Annotated in this window: 21 protein-coding genes; 9 read left to right on the top strand and 12 right to left on the bottom strand. The window is 70.4% G+C overall.

Annotated elements, in window-relative coordinates; all coding sequences use genetic code 11:
- The first annotated feature begins 35 nt into the window (after nt 1–35).
- Together ACFUPX_RS24005 and ACFUPX_RS24000 are read left to right on the top strand one after the other, a co-directional pair.
- Complete coding sequence (locus tag ACFUPX_RS24005; protein ID WP_361049993.1) at nt 36–410, top strand: F0F1 ATP synthase subunit epsilon; 375 nt, start codon at nt 36–38, stop codon at nt 408–410.
- A 129-nt stretch (nt 411–539) separates the two neighbouring features.
- The gene (locus ACFUPX_RS24000) at nt 540–989 is read left to right on the top strand and encodes a DUF2550 domain-containing protein (RefSeq protein ID WP_383326116.1); all 450 of its coding nucleotides are present in this window, start codon (nt 540–542) and stop codon (nt 987–989) included.
- Between the two features lie 91 nt (nt 990–1,080).
- On the opposite strand, the gene ACFUPX_RS23995 is transcribed toward ACFUPX_RS24000, so the two are convergent.
- From ACFUPX_RS23995 to ACFUPX_RS23985, 3 genes are all read right to left on the bottom strand, one after another.
- A complete protein-coding gene (locus ACFUPX_RS23995) occupies nt 1,081–2,916 on the bottom strand; it encodes a glycosyl hydrolase family 18 protein (RefSeq protein WP_383326163.1) in 1,836 nt (611 codons plus the stop codon).
- A 191-nt stretch (nt 2,917–3,107) separates the two neighbouring features.
- On the bottom strand, nt 3,108–3,764 hold the full coding sequence (locus ACFUPX_RS23990; protein ID WP_383326113.1) for a response regulator: 657 nt from the start codon (nt 3,762–3,764) through the stop codon (nt 3,108–3,110).
- Nucleotides 3,761–4,975 carry a sensor histidine kinase gene (locus ACFUPX_RS23985; protein WP_383326110.1) on the bottom strand — a complete coding sequence of 405 codons (1,215 nt, stop codon included), beginning with the start codon at nt 4,973–4,975 and terminating at the stop codon, nt 3,761–3,763. Before ACFUPX_RS23985 ends, ACFUPX_RS23990 begins: the two co-directional genes overlap by 4 nt.
- Before the next feature lie 154 nt (nt 4,976–5,129).
- Here ACFUPX_RS23985 and ACFUPX_RS23980 point away from each other — a divergent pair, with 154 nt between their 5' ends.
- Nucleotides 5,130–5,705, top strand: coding sequence for a hypothetical protein (locus tag ACFUPX_RS23980; protein ID WP_383326107.1), 576 nt, complete (start codon nt 5,130–5,132; stop codon nt 5,703–5,705).
- Here the strand turns inward: ACFUPX_RS23980 and ACFUPX_RS23975 are convergent.
- The 3 genes from ACFUPX_RS23975 to ACFUPX_RS23965 are packed head-to-tail and all read right to left on the bottom strand — an operon-like array spanning nt 5,702 to nt 7,886.
- Complete coding sequence (locus ACFUPX_RS23975) at nt 5,702–6,289, bottom strand: cob(I)yrinic acid a,c-diamide adenosyltransferase (RefSeq protein WP_383326104.1); 588 nt, start codon at nt 6,287–6,289, stop codon at nt 5,702–5,704. The genes ACFUPX_RS23980 and ACFUPX_RS23975 overlap by 4 nt on opposite strands.
- A gap of 13 nt (nt 6,290–6,302) precedes the next feature.
- Nucleotides 6,303–7,058: an ABC transporter permease gene (locus ACFUPX_RS23970; protein ID WP_383326101.1), complete on the bottom strand. Its 756-nt coding sequence runs from the start codon at nt 7,056–7,058 to the stop codon at nt 6,303–6,305.
- A 45-nt stretch (nt 7,059–7,103) separates the two neighbouring features.
- A complete protein-coding gene (locus ACFUPX_RS23965) occupies nt 7,104–7,886 on the bottom strand; it encodes an ABC transporter ATP-binding protein (RefSeq protein WP_383326098.1) in 783 nt (260 codons plus the stop codon).
- Between the two features lie 102 nt (nt 7,887–7,988).
- Here ACFUPX_RS23965 and ACFUPX_RS23960 point away from each other — a divergent pair, with 102 nt between their 5' ends.
- The 4 genes from ACFUPX_RS23960 to ACFUPX_RS23945 all read left to right on the top strand — a co-directional run bounded on the left by ACFUPX_RS23960 (nt 7,989) and on the right by ACFUPX_RS23945 (nt 12,835).
- Nucleotides 7,989–8,630, top strand: a complete 642-nt coding sequence (locus ACFUPX_RS23960; protein ID WP_383326095.1) for a TetR/AcrR family transcriptional regulator — start codon at nt 7,989–7,991, stop codon at nt 8,628–8,630.
- A 147-nt stretch (nt 8,631–8,777) separates the two neighbouring features.
- Nucleotides 8,778–9,626 carry a 3-hydroxyacyl-CoA dehydrogenase family protein gene (locus ACFUPX_RS23955; RefSeq protein ID WP_383326092.1) on the top strand — a complete coding sequence of 283 codons (849 nt, stop codon included), beginning with the start codon at nt 8,778–8,780 and terminating at the stop codon, nt 9,624–9,626.
- Between the two features lie 162 nt (nt 9,627–9,788).
- Nucleotides 9,789–10,112, top strand: a complete 324-nt coding sequence (locus ACFUPX_RS23950) for an STAS domain-containing protein (protein WP_160507247.1) — start codon at nt 9,789–9,791, stop codon at nt 10,110–10,112.
- Between the two features lie 233 nt (nt 10,113–10,345).
- A complete protein-coding gene (locus ACFUPX_RS23945) occupies nt 10,346–12,835 on the top strand; it encodes an ATP-binding protein (protein ID WP_383326089.1) in 2,490 nt (829 codons plus the stop codon).
- Nucleotides 12,836–12,920: 85 nt separating this feature from the next.
- Here ACFUPX_RS23945 and nucS read toward each other — a convergent pair whose 3' ends face one another.
- Complete coding sequence (gene nucS, locus ACFUPX_RS23940) at nt 12,921–13,592, bottom strand: endonuclease NucS (RefSeq protein ID WP_383326086.1); 672 nt, start codon at nt 13,590–13,592, stop codon at nt 12,921–12,923.
- 212 nt (nt 13,593–13,804) lie between these two features.
- Between nucS and ACFUPX_RS23935 the strand changes: the two genes are divergently transcribed.
- The gene (locus tag ACFUPX_RS23935; RefSeq protein ID WP_361833650.1) at nt 13,805–14,197 is read left to right on the top strand and encodes an SCO5389 family protein; all 393 of its coding nucleotides are present in this window, start codon (nt 13,805–13,807) and stop codon (nt 14,195–14,197) included.
- 70 nt (nt 14,198–14,267) lie between these two features.
- Here the strand turns inward: ACFUPX_RS23935 and ACFUPX_RS23930 are convergent, their stop codons facing one another.
- Nucleotides 14,268–15,320 carry an LLM class flavin-dependent oxidoreductase gene (locus ACFUPX_RS23930; RefSeq protein ID WP_383326082.1) on the bottom strand — a complete coding sequence of 351 codons (1,053 nt, stop codon included), beginning with the start codon at nt 15,318–15,320 and terminating at the stop codon, nt 14,268–14,270.
- 211 nt (nt 15,321–15,531) lie between these two features.
- On the opposite strand from ACFUPX_RS23930, the gene ACFUPX_RS23925 reads away from it, so the two are divergent.
- Nucleotides 15,532–15,864 carry an ATP/GTP-binding protein gene (locus tag ACFUPX_RS23925; RefSeq protein ID WP_383326079.1) on the top strand — a complete coding sequence of 111 codons (333 nt, stop codon included), beginning with the start codon at nt 15,532–15,534 and terminating at the stop codon, nt 15,862–15,864.
- Nucleotides 15,865–15,877: 13 nt separating this feature from the next.
- Here the strand turns inward: ACFUPX_RS23925 and ACFUPX_RS23920 are convergent, their stop codons facing one another.
- The 4 genes from ACFUPX_RS23920 to ACFUPX_RS23905 all read right to left on the bottom strand — a co-directional run bounded on the left by ACFUPX_RS23920 (nt 15,878) and on the right by ACFUPX_RS23905 (nt 19,809).
- Nucleotides 15,878–16,714, bottom strand: coding sequence for an ABC transporter permease (locus tag ACFUPX_RS23920; RefSeq protein WP_383326160.1), 837 nt, complete (start codon nt 16,712–16,714; stop codon nt 15,878–15,880).
- A 110-nt stretch (nt 16,715–16,824) separates the two neighbouring features.
- Nucleotides 16,825–18,021 (bottom strand): ABC transporter ATP-binding protein, encoded by a 1,197-nt coding sequence (locus ACFUPX_RS23915; protein WP_383326076.1) that lies wholly within the window; start codon nt 18,019–18,021, stop codon nt 16,825–16,827.
- A gap of 170 nt (nt 18,022–18,191) precedes the next feature.
- Entirely contained in the window at nt 18,192–19,016 is an 825-nt protein-coding gene (locus tag ACFUPX_RS23910; protein WP_383326073.1) for a hypothetical protein, read from the bottom strand.
- A 22-nt stretch (nt 19,017–19,038) separates the two neighbouring features.
- A complete protein-coding gene (locus tag ACFUPX_RS23905) occupies nt 19,039–19,809 on the bottom strand; it encodes an ABC transporter permease (protein ID WP_383326070.1) in 771 nt (256 codons plus the stop codon).
- Nucleotides 19,810–19,811: the final 2 nt, after the last annotated feature.

Here is a 19,811-nt window from a genome sequence, read left to right as displayed (position 1 = left end):
GCGAAGCCGCCGGGTGGTGACCCGAGGAGCCACCCTTGGCTGCTGAGCTGCATGTCGAGCTGGTCGCCGCGGACCGTAGCGTCTGGTCCGGCGAGGCCACCCTGGTCGTCGCGCGCACCACGTCCGGCGACATCGGCGTCATGCCCGGTCACCAGCCGCTTCTCGGTGTGCTGGAGTCGGGCCCGGTGACCATTCGTACGAGCGACGGCAACACGGTCGTCGCCGCCGTCCACGGAGGATTCGTCTCCTTCGCGGACAACAAGCTGTCACTGCTTGCCGAGATCGTCGAGCTGTCGGACGAGATCGATGTCCAGCGTGCGGAGCGGGCGCTCGAGCGCGCGAAGTCGGAGGCCGACGCCTCCGCCGAGCGCCGTGCGGACGTCCGACTGCGGGCGGTGTCGTCACGCTGAAACCAGCGTGTCGGTGTTGACGTGACTCAGCCGCGGCCAGGTCCGGAGCAATCCGGACCGGGTCGCGGCTGAGGCGATGCGGGTGCAATTCTGTTGGTCCGTTACGAAGAGGCGAGGAGGTCGGTGCCGATGATCCTCACTCTGCTCGTGTGCGGACTCGTATTGGTCGCGCTGGTATTGGTGGGGCTCTTCGTCTTCGGACTGCGGCGCCGGCTCATCCAGCGGTCCGGCGGTACGTTCGACTGCAGCCTGCGCTGGGACGCCCCGGAGAAGGGCGACACCTCCGGCAAGGGCTGGGGGTACGGGGTCGCCCGCTACAACGGCGACCGGATCGAGTGGTACCGGGTCTTCTCGTACGCGCCCCGCCCGCGCCGGGTCCTCGAACGCTCGTCCATCGAGGTCGTCGACCGCCGCGCTCCGGACGGCGAGGAGGAGCTCGCGCTGCTCTCCGACGCGATCGTGCTCGGCTGTCAGCACCGGGGCGTCCGCCTTGAGCTGGCGATGGGCGAGGACGCGCTCACAGGTTTCCTGGCATGGCTGGAGGCGGCGCCTCCCGGCCAACGGGTGAACGTGGCCTGAGCCCCGTACGGCCCGCGGACGAAGAGAAACATGAGAAGCCGGGAAGACAAGGGGCGAACTTGTCTTCCCGGCTTCGTCCATGCGGGACGGGCTACTTCAGACCGTCATTGATGGCAGACACCAACTCACCGTTCGCGGTGTCTCCACTGAACTCCCAGAAGAACGCGCCTCCCAGGCCCTGCTGCTTCGACCAGGCCATCTTGCTCTTGACCGTCGCCGGGGTGTCGTACGACCACCAGTTGGTCCCGCAGTGCGCGTAGGCCGTACCGGCGATCGTGCCGTTGGAGGGGCAGGAGTTCTTGAGGACCTTGTAGTCCTCGATGCCCGCCTCGTACGTGCCGGGCGCCGCGCCCGTAGCCGTGCCGCCCGGTTCCTTCTGCGTCACGCCCGTCCAGCCGCGGCCGTAGAAGCCGATGCCGAGCAGGAGCTTGGCGGCGGGGACGCCCTTCGCCTTCAGCTTGGTGATCGCGTCGGCGGAGTTGAAGCCGTCCTGCGGGATGCCGGCGTACGACGTGAGCGGGGAGTGCGGGGCCGTCGGGCCCTTGGCCGCCCAGGCGCCGAAGAAGTCGTACGTCATCACGTTGTACCAGTCGGCGTACTGCGACGCGCCGCCGTAGTCGGCCGCGTCGATCTTGCCGCCGCTGGAGCCGTCGGCGGTGATCGCGGCGGTGACCAGGGCGTCCTTGCCGAACTCGGTGCGGAACGCCTGCATCATGTTCTTCATCGATGCGGCGCCGCTGGTGTCACAGGTCAGGCCGCAGGCGTTGGGGTACTCCCAGTCCAGGTCGATGCCGTCGAAGACATCGGCCCAGCGCGGGTCCTCCACCAGGTCGTGGCAGGACTTGGCGAAGGCGGCCGGGTTCTTCATCGCGTCGGTGAAGCCGCCGGACCAGGTCCAGCCGCCGAAGGACCAGAGGACCTTCAGGTTCGGGTGCTTGGCCTTGAGCTTGCGCAGCTGGTTGAAGTTGCCGCGCAGGGGCTGGTCCCAGGTGTCGGCCTTGCCGTCGACGGACTGGTCGGCGGTGTACGCCTTGTCGTAGTCGGCGTAGGCGTCGCCGATGGTGCACTTGCCGCCCTGGACGTTGCCGAACGCGTAGTTGATGTGCGTGATCTTGGAGGCGGAGGCCGAGGTGTCGATGTTCTTCACGTGGTAGTTGCGGCCGTAGACGCCCCACTGCGCGAAGTAGCCGAGCTTGACCTTGTCACCGGGGCCCGGACCAGGGTCGGTGCCGCCCGTGGTGTGCACCTTGACGGCGCCGGAGGCCGCTCCGGTCTGGTCCGCGGTGTCGCGGGCCTGGACCGTGTACGAGTAGTCGGTGCCCGCGGTCAGGCCGCTGTCGGCGTACGAGGTGCCGGTCACCGTGGCGACCTTGGAGCCGTCGCGCAGGACGTCGTAGTTCTTGACGCCCTTGTCGTCGGTGGCCGCGCTCCAGGAGAGCTTCACCGAGGTGTTGGTGATGTCGGAGGCGCTGGGGGTGCCGGGCGCCGACGGCGGGTTGTCGCCGGGGACACTGCCGCCGTCACAACTTGCGCCGTTCAGCTTGCAGTTGGAGGGGGAGCCGGGGCCCGAGCCGTTGAACCCGAAGGAGACCGAGGCGCCGGGGGCGAGCGTCCCGTTCCAGCCGAGGTTCTTGGCGGTCCAGTGGTTGGCGGAGTTGGTGACGGTGGCGTCCCAGGCGGAGGTCACCTTCGTGCCGGTGGGGAAGTCCCACTCGACGTTCCAGGAGCTGATGGAGGTGGTGCCGGTGTTCTTGACGGTCCACTTGCCCTCGAAGCCGCTGCCCCAGTCCTGGGTCTTGGCGTACGTGGCGGTGGCCGCGGGGGCGGCTTCCGGCGCCGCTTCGGCGGGGGCGCCGAGTGCGACCAGGGTGGCGAGCGGGAGCAGCAGGGTGGTGAGGCCTGCCACGGCTCTGTGTCTGAAGCGCAAGGTGCGCAAGGTGTGCTCCTCGGGTGAGATCCGGGGGGTCATAGGGGTGGATCCCTGCGCCGCCCGTGAGCACGTGGAACACGTGGGGGAGTGCTCACCGCAGTGCGGTGAGAATAGAAAGGTCTGGACCAGCGGTCAAGAGGTCTGAACCATTGGCCGGATCGCGACGGTCAGGACCTCGATCTCGCGCCCTATACACCCAACTCCTGTGCGAGCACCGCGGCTTGGACCCTGCTGCGCAGTTCCAGCTTGGCCAGCAGTCGGCTGACGTGGGTCTTCACCGTCGCCTCCGCCATGTTCAGCCGGCCCGCGATCTCCGCGTTCGAAAGACCCTCACCGAGGCACGCGAGCACCTCGCGCTCACGCCGGGTGAGGGTGTCCAGGATGGCGGGATCGGGTCCGTTCTCGCGGCGCTGCGGCTTCACGGTCTTCGGCGCCGTGAACTCGGCGATGAGCCGCCGGGTGACGGCCGGGGCGATCAGACCCTCGCCGCGGCCGACGGCACGGACCGCCTCCAGGAGGTCCTTGGCCTCGGTGTTCTTCAGGAGGAACCCGCTGGCGCCCGCGCGCAGCGCCCCGAACACGTACTCGTCGAGGTCGAAGGTGGTCAGGACGAGCACGTCCGAGAGTCCCTCGGCGACGACCTGGCGGGTCGCCGAGACCCCGTCGAGGCGCGGCATCTGGATGTCCATGAGCACCAGATCGGGCCGCAGCTCACGGGCGAGCGCCACCGCCTCCTCGCCGTCCGACGCCTCGCCGACCACCTGTATGTCGGGCGCGCTGCGCAGGATCAGGACGAGTCCCGCCCGTACGGCGGACTGGTCCTCGGCGACGAGCACTCGGATCATTCGGTCACTCCTTCGTCTGCGGGATCGAGGTCTGAGGGGTCGACGGGCAGGGTCGCGTACACGCTCCACACCTTCTCGTCGCCGGGGGCCGCGCTGCTCTCGGGGCCCGAATCGAAGCTGCCGCCCAGGAGTTCGGTGCGCTCCCGCATCCCGACGAGGCCGGCTCCGGAGCCCGGCGCGCGGGGGCCGGACGGGGAGCCGTAAGGGCTGGTCACGCGGACTTCGAGGGCGTGCCGCCGCTGGGTGAGCGTCACCGTCACCAGGCCGGGGGACGCGTGCTTCAGGGCGTTGGTCAGCGACTCCTGGATGATGCGGTACGCCGCGAGCTCGACCGGGGCGGGGAGCTTGGAGCCCTCGGGGTCGCGGGTGTCCTCCAGGGTGACGTCCAGACCATTGGTACGCGCGTTGCCGACCAGGGTGCCGAGGCCGTCCAGGGTGGGTGCGGCCGTCGGCTCCCTGTCGTCGCTGGAGTCACGCAGGATCCCGATGAGGCGGCGCATCTCGGCCAGGCCCTCGACGCTGTTCTCGCGGATGACGGAGAGCGCGTCCTGGGTGGTCTTCGGATCGTCGAGGGAGAGCGCGGCCGTGGAGTGGATGGCGATCGCCGAGAGGTGGTTGGCGACCATGTCGTGCAGCTCGCGGGCCATCCGGGCGCGCTCGGCGGTGATGGCCTGCACCCGGTCCATCTCGGCCAGCAGCGCGGTCTGTTCGGCCCGCAGGCGCGCGGCGACGGCCGCCTCGCGATGGGTGCGCACGAGCACGCCGGTGGTCGCGGGACCGAACGAGACCAGGCCGGTGATGACGCCGATGAGGATCGCCTCCGGCTCCCTCCACCAGGCCAGGAAGCCGATGGTCACCGCCACCGTGATCAGCCCCGTGGTGACCGGGATGCGCCGGGCGGCGGCCGGAGTCCCGTACACCACGGCCGCGTACATGATGTCCGTGAACGCCATGACCGAGGCCAGATTGCCCGCCGTGAACTGATCGGCGATCAGCGCGAGCGTGCCGACGACCAGGGCGGTCTTCGGCCTGCTCCTGCGCAGCAGCTCCAGACCGGCGAGGACGAAGAGCGGGACCAGCGCCCACGTGCCGCCGAGCGGCCGGTCCGTCTGCATGTGGAGCCCGAGGCCCCACCACGCGAGCCCGGCGAGCAGGCTGCCCACGCAGATCTGTACGTCGACGCGGTGCGGGCGGGGGAGGGGCAGAACCATGTCTCCCATCCAACACGGCGCGCCGGGGCGATGCCTGATCCTGAGGGAGGAACCGGGCGCTACATCGAAGGATGCAGTCCCACTTCGTCACTGGTGACGATGATCCGCGGCCGGGCCGCCGGGAGCCTGGAAAGGTGACCGAGAGGAGCGAACCGTGATCGTCACACTGATCATCATCTGCGAGGTCGGCTTCTGGGTGCTGCTGGCCGGCGGCCTGGCCCTGCGCTACGCGGCGAAGATGCCGCGCGCGAGTGTCGCGGTGCTGCTGTGCGAGCCCATCCTGGAGATCGTCCTCTTCGTCGTCACCGCCATCGACCTGAAGAACGGCGCGGAGCCGGACTGGAAGCACGGCCTGGCCGCGGTCTACATCGGCTACTCCGTCGCGCTCGGCCACTACACGGTCAAGTGGGTGGACGTCCGCGTCGCCCACCGCTTCGCGGGCGGCCCGCCGCCGTCCACCCCCAAGTACGGCACGGCCCGCGCCGTCCACGAGTGGAAGATCGCCGCCCGCTGGATCCTGGCGGGACTGATCGCCATGGCGCTGCTGCAGGGCGCCGTCTGGTACGTCGGCGGCGACGGGAACATCGGTTCGCTGCGGATGTGGCAGCAGAGGATGCTGTGGCTGATCGGCATCAACGTGATCATCGCGGGGACGTACACGCTCTTCCCCAAGAAGGCGCCGGCGGTGCCGGACGCCGAGGAGAAGCCGCGCTTCCTGAGCAAGCTCTAGCGCTCGCCGCCCGGTACCCACAGCACGTCGCCGACCGCCTTGTTCGCCGTGCGGGCCAGGATGAACAGGAGGTCGGAGAGGCGGTTCAGATAGGTCGCCGTCAGAGGATTCATGCTGCCGCCTTCTCCTCCGGCGCCGTGCACCTCGAAGGCCGCCCACGTGGACCGCTCGGCCCGCCGCACGACCGTGCACGCCTGGTGCAGCAGCGCCGCCCCGGGCGTGCCTCCCGGCAGGATGAAGCTGCGGAGCTTCTCCAGGTCGTCGAGGAAGCGGTCGCAGTCCGCCTCCAGCTTGTCGATGTACGACTGCTCGACGCGCAGCGGCGGGTACTTGGGCTCCTCCACGACCGGCGTGGACAGGTCCGCGCCCACGTCGAAGAGGTCGTTCTGGACCCGGACCAGGACCTTCACGACCTCTTCGTCGAGCTGACCGAGCGCGACGGCCGTGCCGATCGCGGCGTTGGCCTCGTTCGTGTCGGCGTACGCCGAGATCCGCAGATCGGTCTTGGCGGTCCTGCTCATGTCGCCGAGGGCCGTCGTGCCCTGGTCGCCGGTCCTGGTGTAGATGCGCGTCAGATTGACCATGGGGCCAGCCTAGTTACGCGCCCGCCTTCCGGAAGACACGTGTGCCCACCGTCACGGACCCGAGCGTGAGCGCGGCGGCCATCAGGACGCCGTACAGCATCGCCGTACTCGCGTACTGGCCCACGTAGGCGGCCCGCACCGCGTCCACGAGATAGCGGAACGGCATGAAGTGCGAGAGCACGTCGAGCCAGCCGGGCGCCAGCGCCATCGGCAGCATCAGGCCGGAGAGCAGCATCGAGGGCATGCTGACCGCGTTGATGACGGGACCGAACTCGTGCGGCTTGGAGACGAGCAGCGCGAGCGCGTACGACAGCGACGCGAGGACGACCGTCAGGACGCCCACGAACGCGAAGCCGATGAGGATGCCCGCGAGCGGCGCCCGCAGCCCCATCACCACGGCCGCGAGGACCAGCAGCACCGCCTGGAAGACGAAGAGCGCGGCATCGCGCAGCACCCGCCCCAGCAGCAGCGCGAGCCGGCTGACCGGCGTCACCCGCATCCGCTCCACCACGCCGAACTGCTTCTCGATGATGATCGCGAATCCGCTGTACGAGGCGCCGAACAGGCCGAGTTGGAGCAGCAGGCCCGGCACGAGCACCTGCCAGGAGTCACCGCGCGAGCCGAGCGGCAGGTCGGTCAGGAGCGGGCCGAAGAAGAGCAGGTAGAGCAGCGGCATCAGGACGCCGAAGAGGATCTGGAACTTGGAGCGCAGGGTCTGCCGGGCGTACCGCCCGAAGATCAGCGCGGTGTCGGAGAGAAACGCAGACATCAGTGAGGTCCTGGGGGTTCTGGGGGGCCTGGGGATACTGACGGATCAGACGGCGACCGGCGCCGTGTCCTTGGGGGTGAGGTCGCGCCCGGTGACGGCCAGGAAGGTGTCCTGGAGCGAGGCGTCGATGGAGCCGCCGTAGCGCAGCTTGAGGGCGCTCGGTGTGCCCTCGGCGACCACGAGGCCCTGGTCGATGACGACGAGGCGGTCACAGAGCGCGTCGGCCTCGTCGAGGTAGTGCGTGGTCAGGACGACCGTGGTGCCGTGGTCGTCGCGCAGCCGCCGCACCAGCGCCCACAGGTCGGCCCTGCTGCCCGGGTCGAGCCCCGTGGTCGGTTCGTCGAGGAAGAGCACCTCGGGCCGGTGCATCAGGCCCATGGCGATGTCGAGCCGCCGCCGCTGGCCGCCGGAGAGGGTCGCGCACTTGCGGTCGAGGAGGTCGGTGAGGCCCAGGTCGGCGGCCAGTTCCTCGGCCCGGGAGGTCGCCCGGGGCTTCGGCAGGCGGTAGAGGCGGCCCTGGGTGGTCAGCTCCTCGCGTACGGAGATGTTGAGGTCGACGCCGCCGGACTGGGCGACGTAGCCGATCTTGCGTCGTACGGCCGCCGGGTCGCCGGCCAGGTCGCGGCCCGCGACGGTGGCGGCGCCGCCGGTGGGCGCAAGGAGCGTGGTGAGCATGCGCAGCGTCGTCGTCTTGCCCGCGCCGTTCGGTCCGAGGAAGCCGAGGATCTCGCCGGGGGCGACGGTCAGGTCGATGCCGCGCACGGCCTCGACGGTGCCGCGCTTGGTCCGGAAGGTCCGGGTGAGCCCGGACGTGCTGATGATTGCCATGGCGACCACAAAAACAGAGTCCCTTAAATTTTGCAATGACTCCAACTTTTATGGTCACCCCAAGTTTTCAGTTGCCCTAGCCAGTGGTCGTAGGGTGGACCCATGGCTGAAGGACTCAGGGAGCGCAAGAAGCGGCAGACCAAGCAGCGGATCTCCGACATCGCGACGGGGCTCTTCCTGGAGCACGGCTTCGTCACGGTGACCGTCGCGGAGGTCGCGGAAGCCGCCGACGTCTCCGTGAACACGGTCTACAACTACTTCCCGGTCAAGGAGGACCTCTTCCTCGACCGCGGCGAGGCCGTCGTCGACCGGCTCTCCGGATACGTACGCGGCCGTCGCGCGGGGGAGTCGGCCGCCGCCGCGGTCCTGCGCGAGCTGCGCGCGGACGTGGAGGGCGTATCGCCCCACGTCGGGCTCTTTCCCGGCTGGGCCGACTTCATGAGGGTCATCACCGACGCCCACCCCCTGCGCTCCCGGCTCTGGGAGATCCAGCAGCAGGCGCTCGGCCACCTCACCAAGACCCTCGCGGACGAGGTGCAGGCCGCCGATGGCGACCCCATGCCCGGACTGATCGCGGGTCAGCTCTCGTGGCTCCACAGCACGCTCATGGCGTGGATCGGCGACGAGATGGCGAAGTGCCGCAAAGCCGCCGAAGTGTCCCGCGACGCCCTCGTCCTGCTCGACGAGATGGAGGACCTCCTCGGCCAAAAGGTCCTCAACTACGCGGTGCGCGACGCCGAATGAGGCGTACCAGTGTGATGTCCGTCATCTGAGACGTGACGCGCATTACTTCATGGCCACTGGGCCGCTCACGACCGCTAATGTCCGCCGGAAGGGCAAACGTAAACAGCGTGTAAGCCAGGCGTGATAAGCGGTAGGGGAGTCGGAACAGTGGCACGGAAGCTCGCCGTCATCGGAGCCGGACTCATGGGGTCCGGCATCGCACAGGTCTCCGCCCAGGCGGGCTGGGACGTCGTTCTGCGCGACGTCACCGACGAGGCCCTGACCCGCGGTACCGACGGGATCAAGGCGTCGTACGACAAGTTCGTGAGCAAGGGCAAGCTCGCCGCCGATGACGCCGCGGCGGCGCTCGGGCGCATCACGACGAGCACCGACATGGACGCCGTCGCCGACGCGGACATCGTCGTCGAGGCCGTCTTCGAGAAGCTCGAGGTCAAGCACGAGATCTTCCGTGCGCTCGACAAGATCGTGCGCGAGGACGCCGTGCTCGCGTCGAACACCTCTGCCATCCCGATCACGAAGATCGCGGCCGTGACGGACCGTCCGGAGCGGGTCGTGGGCGCGCACTTCTTCTCGCCGGTGCCGATGATGCAGCTGTGCGAACTGGTGCGCGGCTACAAGACGAGCGACGAAACCCTGGAGCGCACCCGCGAGTTCGCCGAGTCCGTCGGCAAGACCTGCATCGTCGTGAACCGCGACGTCGCGGGCTTCGTGACGACCCGTCTGATCTCGGCGCTCGTCGTCGAGGCCGCCAAGCTCTACGAGTCGGGCGTCGCCACCGCGGAAGACATCGACATCGCCTGCAAGCTGGGCTTCGGGCACGCCATGGGACCGCTCGCGACCGCCGACCTGACGGGCGTCGACATCCTGCTGCACGCCACGAGCAACATCTACACGGAGTCCCAGGACGAGAAGTTCGCACCGCCCGAGCTGATGCGCCGGATGGTTGACGCCGGTGACATCGGCCGCAAGAGCGGGCAGGGCTTCTACAAGCACTGACGTCTCCTCCTCCCTCGCGGGGTCACCCCTCGGAGTGAATTCGGTATCGGTTCGCTTACAGACGGCAACTTCCTTGCCCATGCGGCAGTCAGTTGCAGTGACATACGCAGACGCCTTACGGAACAGACGTCACAGGAAACTCAGCACTCTCGGGGAGCGCATATGCACATCAGGGGCGACCAGGCCCAGCTGGTCGTCGGGGGACGCCTCGACGTACGCAGCGCGGCGGACGCCCGAACGGTCCTGCACTCGGCCGTCGACGACGGAGCCGGTGACCTGGTGCTCGACCTGTCCGAACTCGACTCGTGGGACGCCACGGGACTCGGCGTCATCATGGGCGCCCACCGACGCGCGGGACGGTGCGGACGCCGGCTCGTGCTGCGCAGTGTGCCGCCCCAGATGCAGCGCCTGCTCGTGGCCACCCGGCTGCACAGGATCCTCGCCATCGAAGGCGGCATCGGGGTGGAATCGCTTCCCCGCGTGTGATCCACGACGATCCACAAGTGAAACGCGTCTCGCGCACAATCCTCACGAGACTGTGACGTCTCGGACGGGGCGGTACCCCGCCCGTTCGTAGATACTGAGCAAAGGTCTAGGGTTCGGTCGCCCACCGTCATGACGACAGACGCCCGAGCGGGGGCACCGGACCAGAAGCGACAGCGCAGTGTGCACAAGGCCGGAGGGGGCTGTGCACGCGACGCATCTGGGGGGCTTTGACCATGGACCCGATGAACCGGGGACCGGAAGAGTATGGCCATGACGGTATGAACGACGACGATTCGGCGCGCCCCGTGCGACCACCGCGCGATCCTCTGACACCCGACTTCGGGCAGCCGGCGCCCGCACTCGCCCGCACCGTCCAGCTCGTGTCGGGCGACTTCCTGCTCACCGTGAACCCCGTCGACGGCAGCGAGATCGAAGCCTGCCCGCCGGGCGAGCGGCCCGCACGGCCGGTCAAGCGCACCGCCGCCGAGCGGGCCGAGATCCGCCGCGCCGCCGCACCGCCCGTGCCGCCAGGACCCGTACTGCCCCGGACGCCGCTCATCGAGCGCCAGGAGGACCGCGAGCGGCTCGTGCGGCTGCTCGCACGCGGGCGCTCGGTCCGGCTCACCGGCCCCGCGGGCTCGGGGCGCACGGCGCTCCTGAACGCCGTCGCCGAGGACTGCGCGGACCTCGCCCCCGACGGAGTCATCCGGCTCTCCGGGTACCACAAGACGCACGCCGACCTGCTCCAGGACCTCTTCGGCGCGGTCTACAACGCACCGCTGCACCGCCCCGACCGCGCCCTGCTGCTCGAACTCGTCCACGAGATCGGCGCGGTCGTCGTCCTGGACGACCTGGAGTTCGGCGCGGCCGCCCTGGAAGAGCTGCTCGACGCCACGCCCGAGTGCGCCTTCCTGATCTCCGCGACGCCCGACGTCACGGCGCCCTCGCCCGACTCGCACCTCGAAGAGGTCTTCCTCGGCGGCCTCGGCCGCAGCGGCGGCCTCGAACTCCTGGAGCGCGCCGTCGGCCGGGTCCTCACGGACGACGAGGCGAGCTGGGCGGGCGACCTGTGGTTCGAGTCGGAGGGGCTGCCCCTGCGCTTCGTCCAGGCGGGCGCCCTGCTGCGCCAGCGCGACCAGCTGCGCGCCGACCCGAACGCCTTCGACGAGTACGGCTACTTCACCGACGCCCCGGTCGACGCGCCCTTCGGCGCCGAGGGCCACGACGTCCCGCTGCCCTCGCTCGCGGACGGAGCGGCGCCCGCGGTGCTGCTCGCCTCCCGGCTGAGCCCGTCGGCGCGCGCCACGCTGCGGTTCGCCGTCGCGCTCGGCGGCGAGCTGCCGCACCAGGCGCATCTGCCCGCCCTCGTGGGGGACACCCACGCGGACGCGGCCCTCGCCGAGCTGGTCTCCACCGCGCTCGTCACGGCGGTCGGCTCGCACTACCGGCTCGCCGCCGGGGTGCGTACGCAACTTGAGGCGTCCGGGTACGCGGACGACACCGCGGAGCGTGCCCAGAGCGCCGCCCAGCACTACGCCTGGTGGGCGGGGCACCCCTCGGTCGGTCCCGATCGGGTCGTGGCCGAGGCGGACGCGGTGCTGGCGACGCTCGGCGTCCTGGTCGCGGGGCAGTCCGCCTCGGGGGCGTCCGTCGCCGGTGAGGAGAGCGCCGCCGTGCTGCTCGCCCGCACCGTCGCGCCCGCCTTCGCCGGAGGGCTCGACTGGGGCGCCTGGGAGCGTGCCCTGCGGTCGGGCCAGGAGGCGGCACGGACCGCGGGAGAGGTCGCCGAAGAGGCGTACTTCCACCACGAGCTCGGCATCCTCGCCCTCTGCGGCGGACAGCTCGACCGGGCCCGCGTCGAGCTGGAGGCCTCCATCGGCCTGCGCGGCGCGCTCGCCGACAAGCGGGGCATGATCGCGGGCCGCAGGGCCCTCGCCCTGGTCTCCGACCGCTCGGGCGGCGTACTGTCCGGCGCGAGCCCGGCGGCGGGCGAAGAAATGCCCGACGCGCGCCACGAGGAGTCGGCATCGCCCCCCGGCGGCGTCCCGGCGGCGTTCGCGCTGCCCGTACCGCCCCCGGAGCCCGAGACCCTGGTCACCCGCAACGCCTCGCCATCGGCGGGCGCGGGCGGCCCGGCACCGACCCGCCGCTCCATCGTCAACGGCACCCGGCGCAACCTGGTGGCGGCCGGCGCGGGAGCCCTCCTGGCCGCCGTGCTCGGCACCGTGGTGACCCTCGGCGCGACGTCCGACAACAACGACAACCCGCCGGACAAGGTCAAGACGGAGCAGTCGGCGAGCGAGGACCAGGACGACGACGGCCTGACCGCCGACAAGCCGGCGAAGGGCTCGACGAGCCGCCCGGACAGCGACGGCCCGGACAACGTCCCCGGCACCGCCGACGACGGCACGCCGAGCGAGAGCGGGGAGCCGTCGGACAAGCCGAGCGACAGCGGGAAGCCGTCCGACGACACCTCGGACAAGCCGACCACGAAGCCGCCGACGACCAAACCGCCGACGACGAAGCCGCCGACCACGAAGCCGCCCACGACCAAGCCGCCCACGACGAAGCCGCCGACCACCCCGCCGCCGACGACCCCGCCGCCGAGCACGGACCCGACGCCGGACCCGCCGTCGTCCCCGGACACGTCGGACTCGGCGAGCCGTTCCGCGAGCAGCCCGGTGACGAGCGACAGCGCCTCCGGCCCGGCGTCGACGATCTGACGCACGCGACGCAGTGAGGGCCGGGTCCACGGGACCCGGCCCTCACTCGCGCACGCGCGTACGAGAATTCCTGGAAGAGCAGTTCCTAGAACAGCCGCAGCTTGTCGTCCTCGATGCCGCGCATCGCGTTGTAGTCCAGGACGGCGCAGCCGATGCCGCGGTCCGTGGCGAGCACGCGGGCCTGCGGCTTGATCTCCTGGGCGGCGAAGATGCCCTTGACGGGTGCCAGGTGCGGGTCGCGGTTCAACAGCTCCAGATAACGGGTGAGTTGCTCGACACCGTCGATCTCGCCGCGCCGCTTGATCTCGACGGCGACCGTCTGCCCGTCGGCGTCGCGGCAGAGGATGTCCACCGGGCCGATCGCCGTCATGTACTCGCGCCGGATCAGTGAGTAGCCCTCTCCGAGCGTCTCGATCCGGTCGGCGAGCAACTCCTGAAGGTGTGCTTCCACGCCGTCCTTGATGAGGCCGGGATCGACGCCCAGTTCGTGCGAGGAATCGTGCAGGATCTCTTCCATCGTGATGATGAGTTTCTCGCCCGCCTTGTTCACGACGGTCCAGACACCCGCGTCGTCGCCCGCCCCCTCCTTCAAGGTGCAGGGCGGGGACATCCAGTTGAGGGGTTTGTAGGCCCGGTCGTCGGCGTGGATCGAGACACTGCCGTCCGCCTTCACAAGGATCAGGCGGGGGGCCGACGGGAGATGGGCTGTGAGCCTGCCCGCGTAATCCACGGAGCATCGGGCAATGACGAGACGCATGGGGCGCAACGCTACTCGACCCCAGGTGGTCCGCGCGATTCCTCCGGCGATGGACCTGTTCGATCCTGGCCGGTTATGTTCCCAATCTCCTGGTGCAGCGCGGATCCGATGCTTACCGTATAAGCAGGAGGTCGCCGTGCGTGCACACTGCGTGTGCGAGCTCCTGCCCTGTCCGGAAGCCCCCGCTCCCCGGGGGTGCGAGAGGAGAACCCATGTCGCTCGACGTCTCACCGGCGCTGTTGGAACAGGCCGAGCGAGGCGAGGTCGATGAAGCGGAATTCGTCGACTGCGTCCGGACCTCCCTGCCTTACGCATGGGAGATGATCAGCTCCCTGGTGGCCCAGCTGAAGGTTGACGGCGGCGAGTTCGCCGACAACCAGACGCCGCCACCCACCGAGCAGGCGCGCGGCCAGCTCCTGCGGGCGCTCGCGAGTGACGCGATCCGCGGCGCTCTGCAGCGCCACTTCGGAGTGCGTCTCGCATTCCAGAACTGCCACCGTGTGGCGGTGTTCCCACTGGATGCATCAGTGGACGACAGGCTCGCCCGGTTCACGTCGATCCGGGGCCAGCTGCTCAACCAGTCGCCCGAACTGCGGGACTGCTGACGCTTTCTGCTGCCGCTCCGTACGCGGGAGGTGTTCTAGTACCGGAGCGGCAGCTCCCCGCCCCAGCGGCTCAGCCGAGCTGGGGCAGCACTTCGGCCCCCAGCCTTCGGACGTTCTCCTCCGTGGTCGCCAGATCGCCCGAGCCCTCGACGAGCAGCGCGAAGCGGGTGATCCCCGTGCGCTCCGAGGTCGCCGCGATCCGGTCCGCGCACAGCTGCGGGGTGCCCACCGGATGCAGTCCGCAGAGCAGTTCGGTGTACGCGAGCGGGTCCCGCATCGCCCGTGCGCGGCCGTCGACCGTGACGTGAGCGTCGAGCCCCTGCTTGAGCCATCCCGGCATCGCCTTCTGCAGCGCCTCCGCCGCGTCCAGGCGCCGGTCCGCGATCTGGGCGACCCCGGCGGACACGTGCGGGGCCCTGTGGACTTCCTCCGGCGTACGCCCCGCGGCGCGCGCGTGCCTGCGCCACAACGCCACCATTTCGGCCTTCTCTTCGTCGCCGACGTGCATGCCGAGCAGCATCGGCAGACCGCGGTCCGCCGCGAGCCGCACGCTCGCGGGCGAGGTGCAGGCGACGATCACCTCCGGGGTGCCCGCCGTCTCCTCGCTGCCCGCGCCCGAGCCGCTCAGCGCCTCCTGCGGCCGTGGCACCACGGCGACCTCGCGGAAGGAGAAGCGGCCCGCGTCGCTCGCGACCCTGGGCTCGTTCAGCCACCGCAGCAGCAGATCGAGGGATTCCGGGAAGCCCTTCTCGTACGCCTCGAGTCCGGACCCGAAGACCTCCAGATCCACCCAGGGCCCGCCGCGCCCCACGCCCAGCGAGAAGCGGCCCCCGGACGTCAGGTGCAGCAGCGCCGCCTGCTCGCCCAGGGCGACCGGATGAACGGTCGGCAGGACGCTCACGGCGGTCCCGACGCGGATGTGCCGGGTGCGCCCCAGAAGGAGCGCCGCGAGGGTCACGGCGGACGGACACGTGCCGTACGGCACGAAGTGGTGCTCGGCGAGCCAGACCGAGTCCAGGCCCGCCTCCTCGGCCACCTCGGCGGACCGCACCGCACGGTGCAGCGCCTCTCCCTGCCCCTGTCCGGGGAACTGGGCGGCCAGAACAAAACTACCTACACGCATCGCACTCCTGCCTCCTTGGCGCCGACGCAGGCACTCCCCCTACGGGCAACAACGCATGACACGTGCCAAAGGCACGGCTTGGCATGAAGATTGACGGATTTTCTGCGAAATGCAGGGGGGATCTGTGGGGGTTGGTGAAGTACCCCTGCCCCTGCGTAGGCCGCGTAGGCTGGTAACACCCCTGGCCCCCGTACATCCCGTGAGGTGTCCCGTGTCCCCGCGTCGCAACCGCCCGAAGGGCGTCGGAGAAGACGGTCCGCGCACGGACGGGGAACCGGCGGGCCGCTACGGCGGCTTCCAGTCCACCGAGAGCTGGCGGGGCGAGCAGTGGAGCCTGCGCCACGTCGCCGGCGCGAGCGCGGCGGGCAAGACCTACCGCTGCCCCGGCTGCGACCAGGAGATCCCCTCCGGCGTCGCCCACGTGGTGGCCTGGCCGGAGCACTCGGGCGTGGACGAGCGCAGACACTGGCACAAGGCCTGCTGGAACGCGAAGGACCGCCGCACCACGCGGGTGCAGCGGTCCCGGAACGCGCCGAGGTACTGACGGCGGAGGAAGGCTAGACGTCGCGCTTCTCCAGGAGGGCGAAGGCGCCGATGATCGCGACCGCCGTCACGCCGACGAGCAGGAGCAGCTGCGAGGTGCCGCCGCCCGTGCCGTCCATCTCGAAGATCTTCGCGAGCGAGTTGATGGCGTTGTAGTCCATCATCTTCTCGCCGAGCGGACGCGTGCCCTCGGAGATCATCAGGAACACGGGCAGGATCGCGGGCACCAGGACCACGCCGAGCATCGCGGTGATCGCGCCCGCCGAGTGGCGCAGCATCGATCCGGCGGCGAGCGCGAGGACGCCCAGGAGCGAGACGTACAGGCCGCCCCTGAGGACCGTGCCCGCCCAGTCGACGTCGCCCGCCTCGGGGCCGCTGTGCATCCCCGACGTCATCAGGCCCACCAGGAGGATGGAGCCCGCCGAGACGACGAAGGCGATCACGAAGAAGATAAGGATCTTGGCGGCGAGCACGCGGTAGCGCTGCGGGGACGCCGTGAACGTCGTACGGATCATGCCCGTGCCGTACTCGGACGACGTCACCAGGACGCCGAGCGTGATCAGGCAGATCTGGCCGAGCACGAGACCGAAGAACGCGGGGATCGTGAACGGCACGTCCGCGAAGTCGCGGTCCTGCGTGTTCGCGGCCACGAGCAGGCCGATGCCGACGACCAGGAGGAAGAAGACGCCGAGGGTCCACATCGTCGAGCGGACCGACTTGATCTTCGTCCACTCGGACGCGAGCGCGTTGCCCAGGTGGGTCTTCTTGACCGGGATCGGCGAGGTGTAGGCGTTGTTCATCGCCTGCTGCCACGCGGAGGGCGGCGCGGGGGCGGCCGGCGGGGGAGCCATCGGGGCGCCGGCCATCGGGGCGCCCTGCGGGACGGGGGCGCCGGCCTGTGCGTACGCCTGCTGGGGTGCCTGCTGGGGCTGCGCCTGCGGCTGCGGAGTCGGAGGCGTGGTCATCGCGGGTCCTCGCTGTCGCGCTTGGTCATGTCGGGGGCGGGGGCGGGGGCGGGTGCAGGGGCCGACGCGGGCGGCTGCGGGGCGGCGGCCGCGTACGGGTTCGGGGTGTTCTGCGGGGGGCCCTGGGGCGCGCCCTGCGGCATCGCGAACGGCTGGCCACCCTGCTGGGGCGGCGGCGGTGCGTACCACCCGGGCTGGCCCTGTCCGGCCACCGGCATCGGCTGCTGCGGCATCGCGCCCGGCGGCAGCTGCTGCTGGAGGCCCGCGCGCTGGTCGACCGTCGAGCGGTAGTCGACGGCGCCCTGCGTCATCCGCATGTACGCCTCTTCCAGCGAGGCCTGGTGCGGGGAGAGCTCCCACACGCGGACGTCCGCCTCATGTGCGAGGTCGCTGATGCGGGGGAGCGGAAGGCCGGTCACGCGCAGCGCGCCGTCCTGCTCGGGCATGACCTGGCCGCCCGCCTCGGACAGCGCCGCCGAGAGCTTCTCGCGCTGCTGGGGGTCGGTGTCCGGCGTACGCACCCGGGCGAAGTCGGCGGAGTTGTGCGAGATGAAGTCCTTGACGCTCATGTCCGCGAGCAGCTGCCCGCGGCCGATCACGATCAGGTGCTCGGCGGTGAGTGCCATCTCACTCATCAGGTGCGAGGAGACGAAGACCGTGCGCCCCTCGGCCGCGAGGGACTTCATCAGGTTCCTCACCCAGAGGATGCCCTCGGGGTCGAGGCCGTTGACCGGCTCGTCGAAGAGCAGCACCTGCGGGTCGCCCAGGAGCGCGGCCGCGATGCCCAGGCGCTGGCCCATGCCGAGCGAGAAGCCCTTGGAGCGCTTCTTGGCGACCTCCTGGAGGCCCACGACGCCGAGCACCTCGTCCACCCGGCGGGCCGGGATGCCGGAGAGCTGGGCGAGGCACAGGAGGTGGTTACGGGCGTGCCTGCCGCCGTGCACCGCCTTGGCGTCGAGCAGCGCGCCGACCTGGCGCGGGGCGTTGGGGAGCTTGCGGTACGGGTAGCCGCCGATCGTCACCTGGCCCGTGGTGGGTTGGTCGAGCCCGAGGATCATGCGCATGGTCGTCGACTTGCCGGAGCCGTTCGGGCCCAGGAAGCCGGTGACCGTGCCGGGCCGCACCTGAAAGGAAAGGTTGTACACGGCTGTCTTGGCGCCGTAGCGCTTCGTCAGGCCGACTGCCTCGATCATTCTCCGCACCCATCGAATGGTTCAGGACGTCGGGGCACACGCCCCCGTAAGGGTTAGGAGGATATCGGGGAGCTGACGGTTCCAGCCAAGACCGGGTGCCGCATCTTTCCGGAGGGCCGCTTTCCGGAGGCCGCCCGCGAGGACATCGCGCGGCATGAGCAGGGCAGCCGTCAGAGCCCGAGACCCCCGTCGCCGTACGGCGGCATGCCCGGCTGCCGCAGGGCCCAGCCCTCCTCGGCGAAGACGCGGGTCCCGGACTCGCGCACCGCACGGTCGGCTGCCGCCTTCCGCACCCAGCTCGCCGGATCAGGGCCGAGCAGGCCCCGCAGGCGCGGTGACGCCGCGAGCAGCGAGGCGAGCAGCGTGGCCTGGGAGCCGCCGCCGGGCCGGGGCAGTCCGGTGGCGGGATCGGTGAGGACGCCGCGCGCGCTGACGTAGAGGAACGCGTGGTCGAGCCGCGCTCCGGACGGCGTGGTCATCGCCAGGGCGTCGCCCCGCAGGAGCACCCGCCGGTAGTTGGGCAGCTCCGTGTCGTCGACCGCCCGGAGCTGGGCCGGATCCAGCCAGGACACCACCAGCGATGTCGCGGCCGACGGGGCGAGGCAGGGGGCCGCCGCCACGTACCCGACCCGGCCGATGTGCGCCGAACACCCCACCGCGATGCCGCGCACCGTCACCGGCACCATCGGCACCGTCGCCGGGATGCCGAGGCGGGTCAGTTTGTACGCGACCTGCGCGGGCGAGGCGTTCGAGCCGACCGCGACGACGGGGTGCCGGCGGCCGACGGGCGCCTGGCCCAGCTCGCCGAGGACCTCGTCGAGCGACCGCCCCGCGACGTCCCACCGCCCGAGCGGGAGCCGGCGTACGCCGAGGGGGAGGAGTGCCTCGCCGGTCAGGAGGGAGGGGCCGGGCACGGGCCGCCCCGGGTAGGACAGCGGCTGCAGGGCGGGCACGACATCGAGGCCGAGCGCGGCCAGGCTCCGGTCCCGCGCCATCGCGCCCACCCCCTGAGTGGTCCTACGCGTCCCGCTTCTTCAGCAGCACATAGCCGCCGATCAGTGCCAGCACGACCCACACCAGCATGATCGCGAGCCCGCCCCAGGGCCCGTACGGGGTGTCGTCGTCCAGCGGCGTCTTCACCTGCATGATCTTGCTTCCGGCCTGGTCGGGGAGGAAACGGCCGATCTTCTTCGTCGCCGAGACGTTACCGAGGATGCTGGAGATCAGGAAGAAGAAGGGCATCAGGATGCCCAGCGACAGCATCGGACTGCGCAGCATCGTGGCGACGCCCATCGAGAACATCGCGATGAGCGTCATGTAGAGCCCGCCGCCGATCACCGCGCGCAGCACGCCCGGATCGCTGATCACGGCCTTGTGCTCGCCGAGCATCGCCTGCCCCACGAAGAACGCGATGAAGCTCGTGACCAGGCCCACCACCAGACAGAGCAGGGTGGCCACGGCGACCTTGCTCGCCATGAAGGTCGCGCGTTGCGGGACCGCGGAGAGCGAGGTGCGGATCATGCCGGTGCTGTACTCGTTCGAGACGACGAGCACCCCGAACACGATCATCGCGAGCTGGCCGAGGCTCATGCCGGCGAAGCTGGTGAAGGTGGGGTCGAAGACCTGCCGGTCCTGGGCGCCCAGGCTGTCGTAGTCGTTCTTGGCCAGAATGCTGATCAGCAGGCCGAGCCCCACCGTGACGACCACGGCGAGACCCAGCGTCCACACGGTCGACGAGACCGAGCGGATCTTGGTCCACTCCGACTTCAGTACCTGCGTCGCGGCCATCG

The organism is Streptomyces sp. NPDC057302, assembly GCF_042667685.1.
Classification (GTDB): domain Bacteria; phylum Actinomycetota; class Actinomycetes; order Streptomycetales; family Streptomycetaceae; genus Streptomyces.
The sequence above is the reverse complement of the archived record's forward strand: the minus strand, read 5'-3'. Positions and strand labels throughout refer to the sequence as shown.